The following is a 6712-nucleotide window of genomic DNA, read 5'->3' on the forward strand; positions in this document are numbered from 1 at the left end:
CCGGGAAGGATGGCGCCACCGTCCCCGAAAGGCTGATTCATGACGCGTCGTGCCGTCTGTGCGGTACTTGCTGTGGCTCTGGTGACCAGCGCCTGCAGCGCGGACCCCACCGGGCAACCCGCACCCTCGTCGTCGAGCGCGCCCACGACGAGCGCCGAGCCGGAGTCGTTCAGCGTCGTCGCCACCGGTGACGTGCTGATCCACCCGCCGCTGACCGACCAGGCCGCCCAGGAGGCGCAGGCCGCGGGCGGGGGAGCCGACGACTTCGACTACGGCCCGCTGTTCGAGGGGGTCCGCCCGCTCGTCTCCGGCGCCGACCTGGCCCTGTGTCACCTCGAGGTGCCGCTCTCGCCCGACGGCGGGCCCTACAGCGGCTACCCGATGTTCTCCTCGCCGCCCGAGCTCGCGAGCGACCTCGCCGACGTCGGCTACGACGGCTGCTCGACCGCGTCCAACCACACCCTCGACCAGGGTGAGGAGGGCGTCGCGCACACGCTCGACGCGCTCGACGACGCGGGGCTGGAGCACACCGGCTCCGCCCGCACCGAGGAGGAGGCCGCCACGCCGCAGGTCTACGACGTCGGCGGCGTCAAGGTCGGGCACGTGTCGTTCACGTTCGGCTTCAACGGTTTCGAGCTGCCCTCGGACAAGCCGTGGATGTCGAACCCGCTCGACGCCGACGCGGTGGTCGAGGCCGCGCACGCCGCTCGCGAGGCCGGCGCCGAGGTGGTGCTCGCGAGCCTGCACTGGGGCGAGGAGTACGTCCACGACCCCACCCAGGAGCAGCAGGACCTGGCCACGCAGCTGCTGGGCGACGGCGGCGTGGACCTGATCCTCGGTCACCACGCCCACGTCGTGCAGCCCATCGAGCGCATCGGCGACAAGTGGGTCGCCTACGGCCACGGCAACTCGGTGGCCCGGCACGAGGAGCCCAAGGGCGTGTCCGAGGAGGGCATCGCGTCGCGCTTCGAGTTCACGCGCGAAGGCGGCCGCTGGCGCGTGAACTCCGCCGAGTACGTGCCCACGCTCGTGGAGCTGGGCCCGCCGATCCGGCTCACCGACCTCACCGACGCCGAGCCCGACGACCGGCGCACCGAGGCGCTGGAGCGTACCGACGAGATCGTGCTCAGCCGCGGTGGCGCCGAGGACGGCCTGAGCCGGCCCGGGAACTGACCCGCTCGGCGAGCAGTCCGAGCAGGTCCTCGACGGCGGGCGAGACGCCCGCGGCCCGCGTGGTCGCGTGCACCTCCCGCACCAGCCGGGCGGGCCTGGCCACCTCCAGGAACGTGACGCCCGGGGTCGGTGTGGCCGCGAGTTCCGGTACCAGCGCGACCCCGAAGTCGGCGGCCACGAGCGTGAACATCGTGTCGAAGTTGTCGGTGCGGAAGGCCACGGTGGGCTCGAACCCGGCGGCCCGGCACGTCAGCTCCACCACCGCCTGGAACCCGGCGACCGGCCGGGGCGCGATCCACCGCGCGCCGGCGTAGTCGGACAGCCGGACCGGCCGCTCGTCGCCGGGCCGCAGGCTCGGCGGCACGGCCAGCAGCAGGCGTTCGCTGCGCAGCGGCGTCTGCCGCAGCCCGCGAAGGTCGGGCTTGGGCAGCTGGGAGTACTGATGCGTCACGGCGATATCGACCTCGCCCGCGTGCACGGCGGGCACGGCCTGCTCGGGTTCCAGCTCCACGAACGTCAGCTCCACCGCGGGATGGTGCCGCTGAAAAGCCGCCAGCGCGGGCACGGTGAAGCCGGCTGCCGTGCCGAACGCCGACACCCGCAGTCTGCCTCCGCGCAGCCCCGCCACCGCGAGCAGCGCCTGTTCCGCACTGTCCAGTTCGGACAGCACCCGCCCCGCGTGCTCGGCGAGCACCCGGCCGGCCTCGGTGAGCCGCACGCTGCGTGCGCCGCGTTCGAGCAGCGTCACGCCGGTCTGCCGTTCGAGGGCGGCCAGCTGTTGTGAGGCCGCGGCCGCCGTGCAGCCGTCGCGCTGCGCGGCGCCTGCGATGGAACCGGTCGCGGCCACATCGCGCAGCAACCGCAGCCGTCGTGGATCGAGCACAAGCCGACCTTACGCTCAGACCTAGAAGACCACCCTGGTATCGACCCTGACCGCGGGCGCACGCTGGGCTCATGGCTATCCGTGACGTACGCACCCCGGACACCGAGGACGTCGAGCGCGCGTGGGAGGTCGTGCGTGGCGTGCTGCCCGCGACCCCGCTGGTGCGCCCGGCCGCCGGCGGGCCCGCGCTGAAGCTCGAGACCATGCAGCCCACCGGTTCCTTCAAGGTGCGCGGCGCGCTCGCGGCACTGGCCGAGGCCGGCGACGACCAGCCCGTGGTCACCGCCTCGGCGGGCAACCACGGCCTCGGCGTCGCCTTCGCCGCGACCCGCCTGGGCAGGCGCGCCACCGTCGTGGTGCCCGCCAACGCCTCGCCGGCCAAGGTCGCCGCGCTGCGCGGTTTCGACATCGAACTGGTGCAGACGGGCACCACCTACGCCGAGGCCGAGGCGCACGCGCTGGAGCTCGGCGCGCGCGGCGCCCGGTTCGTCTCGCCCTACAACGATCCCGGCGTCATCGCGGGACAGGGCACGCTCGGCCTCGAACTCGGTGAGCAGACCTCCGGGCCGCTCACGGTCGTCTGCGCCCTGGGCGGGGGAGGACTGGCGTCGGGCATCGGGCTGTGGGCGGCCACCCGCACCGACGTCCGCGTGATCGGGGTCGAGTCCGCCGCCGCGCCGTCGATGGCGGCGGCCGTCGCGGCGGGACACCAGGTGCCCATCGAGGTCGGTCCCACGCTCGCGGACGGGATCGCCGCCAACCTCGAACCGGGCTCGGTCACGATCGACCTCGTCGCCAAGCACGTCGACGAACTGCTCACCGTCACCGAATCCGAACTGCACACCGCACTGCGGTACCTCGCGGGCACGCACGGTCTCGTCTCCGAGGGGGCCGGAGCCGTGGCACTGGCCGCGGTGCTGGCGGGCAAGGTCGAGTCGCGCGAGCAGGTGGTGGCCGTGGTGTCCGGGCGCAACGTGGCGCTCCCCGTTCTCGCGGAAGTGCTAGCCTCCAGCCACTCATAGGGGGAATCCAGGAGGAATCGGTTGTCGGGGACGTCTCAGGGGGAGGGCGGCCCGCTGCGGCTGCGGCCTCCTCACCATCAGGTGGACCGCAGGGCAGTGGCGTGGTGGCGCACCGAGCTGTTGTTGCTGTGGGCGGTACCCACGCTCGTGCTCGTGGTGCTCGCGGTGTTCCTGCCAGCCCGCTTCTGGCTGCTGCTGCCCGCGGCCGTGCTGACGGTGGTTCTCGTTCCGGTCGCGATCGGACTGCCGCTGTGGTGGTACCGCGTGCACCGCTGGGAGGTCACCGCCGAGGCGGTCTACACGCGCACCGGCGCGGTGTGGCAGGAATGGCGCGTGGCGCCGATGTCGCGCATCCAGACGGTGGACACCAAGCGCGGGCCGCTCGAACAGTACTTCGGCCTGGCCACCGTCACGGTCACCACGGCCTCGTCCAAGGGCGCGGTGCAGATCCCCGGTCTGGACCACGAGCTCGCCGCGGATCTCGTGCAGCAGCTCACCGAGACCACCCACGCGACGCCGGGTGATGCCACGTGACGGTCCCCGACGTCGACTGGAAGCAGCTCGACCGGCGCACCGTGATCGTCAGCTCGCTCAGCGCCGCCGGGGTGTGCGTGGCCGCCGGTGTACCCGCGGGCATCGGCTTCGGCGGCGGCACCTCGCCGGGGCTCGCGGTGGCCATCATCGTGCCGGTGGCGCTGGTGATCATCGCCGCCGTCGCGGTCGGCGACTACGTGCGCTGGCGCAAGACGCGCTACCGCGTGCTGGCCGACCGCGTCCAGCTGAACAAGGGCATCGTGGTGCGCTCGCGGCGGTCGCTGTCGCGCGAGCGCATCCGCAGCGTCGACCTCACCGCGGGCCCGCTGCTGCGCTACTTCGGGCTCGTCAACGTCAAGATCGGCACCGGCGAGCAGACCGAGGCGGGCACCAGCTCGCTCATGCTGAACCCCGTCACCAAGGAGGAGGCCGAGCGGCTGCGCACGGAGCTGCTCGACCGCGAGCCCGTCGCCGAGAGCCCGGGACACCGCACCGGGCTGCTCGCCCAGATCGACCTCCGCTGGATCCGCTTCGCGCCGATGTCGTTCCTGACGCCCACACTCGGCGTCGCCGCGTTCGGTGCCGTGCTGCAGGCCTCCGAGTGGTTCGGCCTCCAGCAGGGCGTCATCTCCTGGACGATCGACTTGATGAGCGAGCTGCACCTGGTGGTAGCCATCCTCGTGCTGATCGCGGTCGGGATGATCGTCGGCGTCATCGGCTCGAGCGCGCTGTTCGTCGAGATGTGGTGGCAGTTCCGGCTGGAACGCGAGCCCGGCGGGACGCTGCGCGTGCGCAGGGGCCTGCTCACGTCGCGGTCGATCTCGCTGGAGGAGAAGCGACTGCGCGGGGTCGAGCTCGTCGAGCCGCTCGGCAACCGGCTCGTGGGTGCCGCCAGGATCGACGCCGTCGCGACCGGACTGGTGCAGCAGAAGGACAACGAGAACTCCGACCACAAGACCCTGCTGCCCGCCGCACCGAAGGACGAGGTGGACCGCGTGGCGGCGGACGTGCTGCGCGAGGAGGTCTCGCCGACCTCGTCGGTGCGCCTGGCCGGACACCCGGTCGCGGCGCGCGGCAGGCGGATCCGGTGGGGACTCGCGAGCGCCGCCGCCGTCGTGATGCCCCTGCTCGTGCTGGGCTGGGTGCTCTCGGTGCAGGTGCTGCTGCACCTGGCGTGGATCTCCGCCGTGGTGCTCGTGCCGGTGTCGGTCGTGCTCGCGATCGACGCCTACCGCAACCTCGGTCACGGCATCACCGGCGACTACCTGGTCGCCCGCAGCGGATCGGTCCGCCGCGGCACCGTCGCGCTCCAGCGCCGCGGCGTGATCGGGTTGACGGCACGGCAGTCGATCTTCCAGCGGCGCAAGGGATTGATCACCCTGACCGCCACCACCGCGGCGGGCGCGGGCGCCTACTCGGTGCACGACGTCGGCGAGAGCGAGGGCCTCGCGTTCGCCGACACGGCCGTTCCCGATCTCTTCGGCCCGTTCCTGGAGCGCCGCTGAGGCACGGGTGTGCCTCAGAAGTCGAAGCGGCTCACCGTCTCCGGGTGGAGCACGAGCCGCAGCTGGTCCTCGGCGAGTATCCCGGCGAGCAGGTCCGCGCGCTTGGGATCGTCGAGGTCCCAGTAACGCGGGGCGAGCCGGGCGGCCAGGTCGTGCCCTCCGTCGGGCTCGATCGTGACGCTGCCCGCGACCGACACCCAGCGCTCGCGCTCACCCACGGGCGCGGCGACGACGAGCGAGGCGCGGGGGTCGCGCCGCATCCGCCGCACCTTGAGCGTGTCCGGGGGCGTGAACAGCTGGACGGTGCCCTCGGGCGTGGCTTCGAACCACACCGGCCGGGGCTGCGGTGGCAGTGGGCCCGCGGCCACGGTCAGGAACCCGTGCAGCGGGCGGCGGAGGAACTCGAGGTCCGTTTCGGTCAGCGATCCGGTGTTCATGCTCTCCAGTCAACGCGCCGAGCCTGGACGATCCCATGGTCGAGACACCGCCGTGCCTGTGTATTCGTCTAATCTCGTGGGGTGGACGCATTCAGCGAGCTGTTCCGTGGGGTGCGAGCGCACGGCTCGCTGTTCGGCAGCTCGACCCTGTCGCCGCCGTGGTCACTGCACTTCGTGGACGGCGCTCCGCTGACGCTGTGCACCGTGCTCACCGGCGCGGGCTGGATCGTGCCGGAGGACCGCCCGCCCGAGCTGCTGCGCGCCCGCGAGACGATCGTCGTGCGCGGTCCCGCGACGTTCACCTTCGTCGACGAGGTCGGCACCGAGGCCGAGCCGATCGAGTGCGGCGTGGACTGTGCGACACCCGAGCAGGGCGGCACCCGCCACCGGCTCGGCTGGAACGACCCTGGCGACGGCGGTGCCGCCGCGACGACCCTGATCGTCGGCGCCTACCCGGTGCGCGGCGAGATCAGCCGCAGGCTGCTGGACGCACTGCCCGTGGTGCTGCGGGTCGACGCCGGGGGCAAACCGGACCCCGTGCTCGACCACCTCGCCGAGGAGGTCGCCGTCGACGCGCCCGGCCAGCAGGTGGTGCTCGACCGGCTGCTCGACTGGATGCTGGTCTGCACGCTGCGCGAGTGGTTCGACCGGCCCGATGGCGAGCCTCCGGCCTGGTGGGCCGCCCAACGGGATCCCGTGGTCGGCGATGCGCTGCGCCTGCTGCACGCCGACCCGGCGGCGCCGTGGTCGGTGGCCACGCTGGCCGAGCGCACCGGGGTGTCCCGCTCGACGCTGGCCAAGCGGTTCGCCGATCTGGTCGGCGAACCACCGCTGACCTACCTGACGCGCTGGCGCATGACCCTCGCGGCGGACCTGCTCGTCGAACGCGGCGCCGCGACGATCGCCGAGGTCGCCCGCACCGTGGGCTATTCCGACCCGTTCGGCTTCAGCGCGGCCTTCAAACGGGTCCGCGGCCTCAACCCGAGTGAGTTCCGGCGCGCCGCCTCGCCCGAACCGGAGGCGAGGCGGGGCTCGTCGATGGCGGAGCTCACTCGGTGACGGTGGGCGGCGCGGTGAGGAACGGGCGCAGTTCGAGCCACTCGTGGATGGGCTTGCCGTCCTTGCCGGGCGCCGCGGAGAGCTCGCCCGCCAGTTCGA

7 protein-coding genes and 1 pseudogene are annotated in these 6712 nt (G+C 72.8%); 5 read left to right on the plus strand and 3 right to left on the minus strand.

From position 1 onward, the window contains the following. Window positions 1-39: 39 nt before the first annotated feature. Window positions 40-1173, plus strand: a complete 1134-nt coding sequence (locus tag JHE00_RS32715; protein ID WP_200325720.1) for a CapA family protein — start codon at window positions 40-42, stop codon at window positions 1171-1173. On the opposite strand, the gene JHE00_RS32720 is transcribed toward JHE00_RS32715, so the two are convergent. After that, window positions 1127-2056, minus strand: coding sequence for a LysR substrate-binding domain-containing protein (locus JHE00_RS32720; RefSeq protein WP_200325730.1), 930 nt, complete (start codon window positions 2054-2056; stop codon window positions 1127-1129). The genes JHE00_RS32715 and JHE00_RS32720 overlap by 47 nt on opposite strands. 71 nt (window positions 2057-2127) lie before the next feature. Between JHE00_RS32720 and JHE00_RS32725 the strand changes: the two genes are divergently transcribed. Genes JHE00_RS32725 through JHE00_RS32735 form a run of 3 tightly spaced genes read left to right on the plus strand, consistent with a single transcriptional unit; the run spans window position 2128 to window position 5117 of the window. Further along, window positions 2128-3078: a threonine ammonia-lyase gene (locus JHE00_RS32725; RefSeq protein WP_200325732.1), complete on the plus strand. Its 951-nt coding sequence runs from the start codon at window positions 2128-2130 to the stop codon at window positions 3076-3078. A 21-nt stretch (window positions 3079-3099) separates the two neighbouring features. Then, complete coding sequence (locus tag JHE00_RS32730) at window positions 3100-3612, plus strand: PH domain-containing protein (RefSeq protein ID WP_230425420.1); 513 nt, start codon at window positions 3100-3102, stop codon at window positions 3610-3612. Continuing rightward, the gene (locus tag JHE00_RS32735; RefSeq protein ID WP_200325734.1) at window positions 3609-5117 is read left to right on the plus strand and encodes a PH domain-containing protein; all 1509 of its coding nucleotides are present in this window, start codon (window positions 3609-3611) and stop codon (window positions 5115-5117) included. The genes JHE00_RS32730 and JHE00_RS32735 overlap by 4 nt, the downstream gene beginning before the upstream one ends. Before the next feature lie 14 nt (window positions 5118-5131). On the opposite strand, the gene JHE00_RS32740 is transcribed toward JHE00_RS32735, so the two are convergent. Further along, the gene (locus JHE00_RS32740) at window positions 5132-5554 is read right to left on the minus strand and encodes a pyridoxamine 5'-phosphate oxidase family protein (RefSeq protein ID WP_200325736.1); all 423 of its coding nucleotides are present in this window, start codon (window positions 5552-5554) and stop codon (window positions 5132-5134) included. 81 nt (window positions 5555-5635) lie between these two features. On the opposite strand from JHE00_RS32740, the gene JHE00_RS32745 reads away from it, so the two are divergent. Then, entirely contained in the window at window positions 5636-6613 is a 978-nt protein-coding gene (locus JHE00_RS32745; protein ID WP_200325738.1) for an AraC family transcriptional regulator, read from the plus strand. On the opposite strand, the pseudogene JHE00_RS36245 reads toward JHE00_RS32745, so the two are convergent. After that, a pseudogene (locus JHE00_RS36245) lies at window positions 6603-6712 on the minus strand (YciI family protein); the annotation flags it as partial. The gene JHE00_RS32745 and the pseudogene JHE00_RS36245 overlap by 11 nt on opposite strands.

Source organism: Prauserella cavernicola (genome assembly GCF_016595675.1).
In the GTDB taxonomy this organism is placed as follows: Bacteria; Actinomycetota; Actinomycetes; order Mycobacteriales; family Pseudonocardiaceae; genus Prauserella_A; species Prauserella_A cavernicola.

Excerpts from the sequence above, each read along its gene's own strand:
- JHE00_RS32715 (WP_200325720.1), top strand. The coding sequence starts at position 40 with ATGACGCGTCGTGCCGTCTGTGCGGTACTTGCTGTGGCTCTGGTGACC.
- JHE00_RS32725 (WP_200325732.1), top strand. The coding sequence starts at position 2,128 with ATGGCTATCCGTGACGTACGCACCCCGGACACCGAGGACGTCGAGCGC.
- JHE00_RS32740 (WP_200325736.1), bottom strand. The coding sequence starts at position 5,554 with ATGAACACCGGATCGCTGACCGAAACGGACCTCGAGTTCCTCCGCCGC.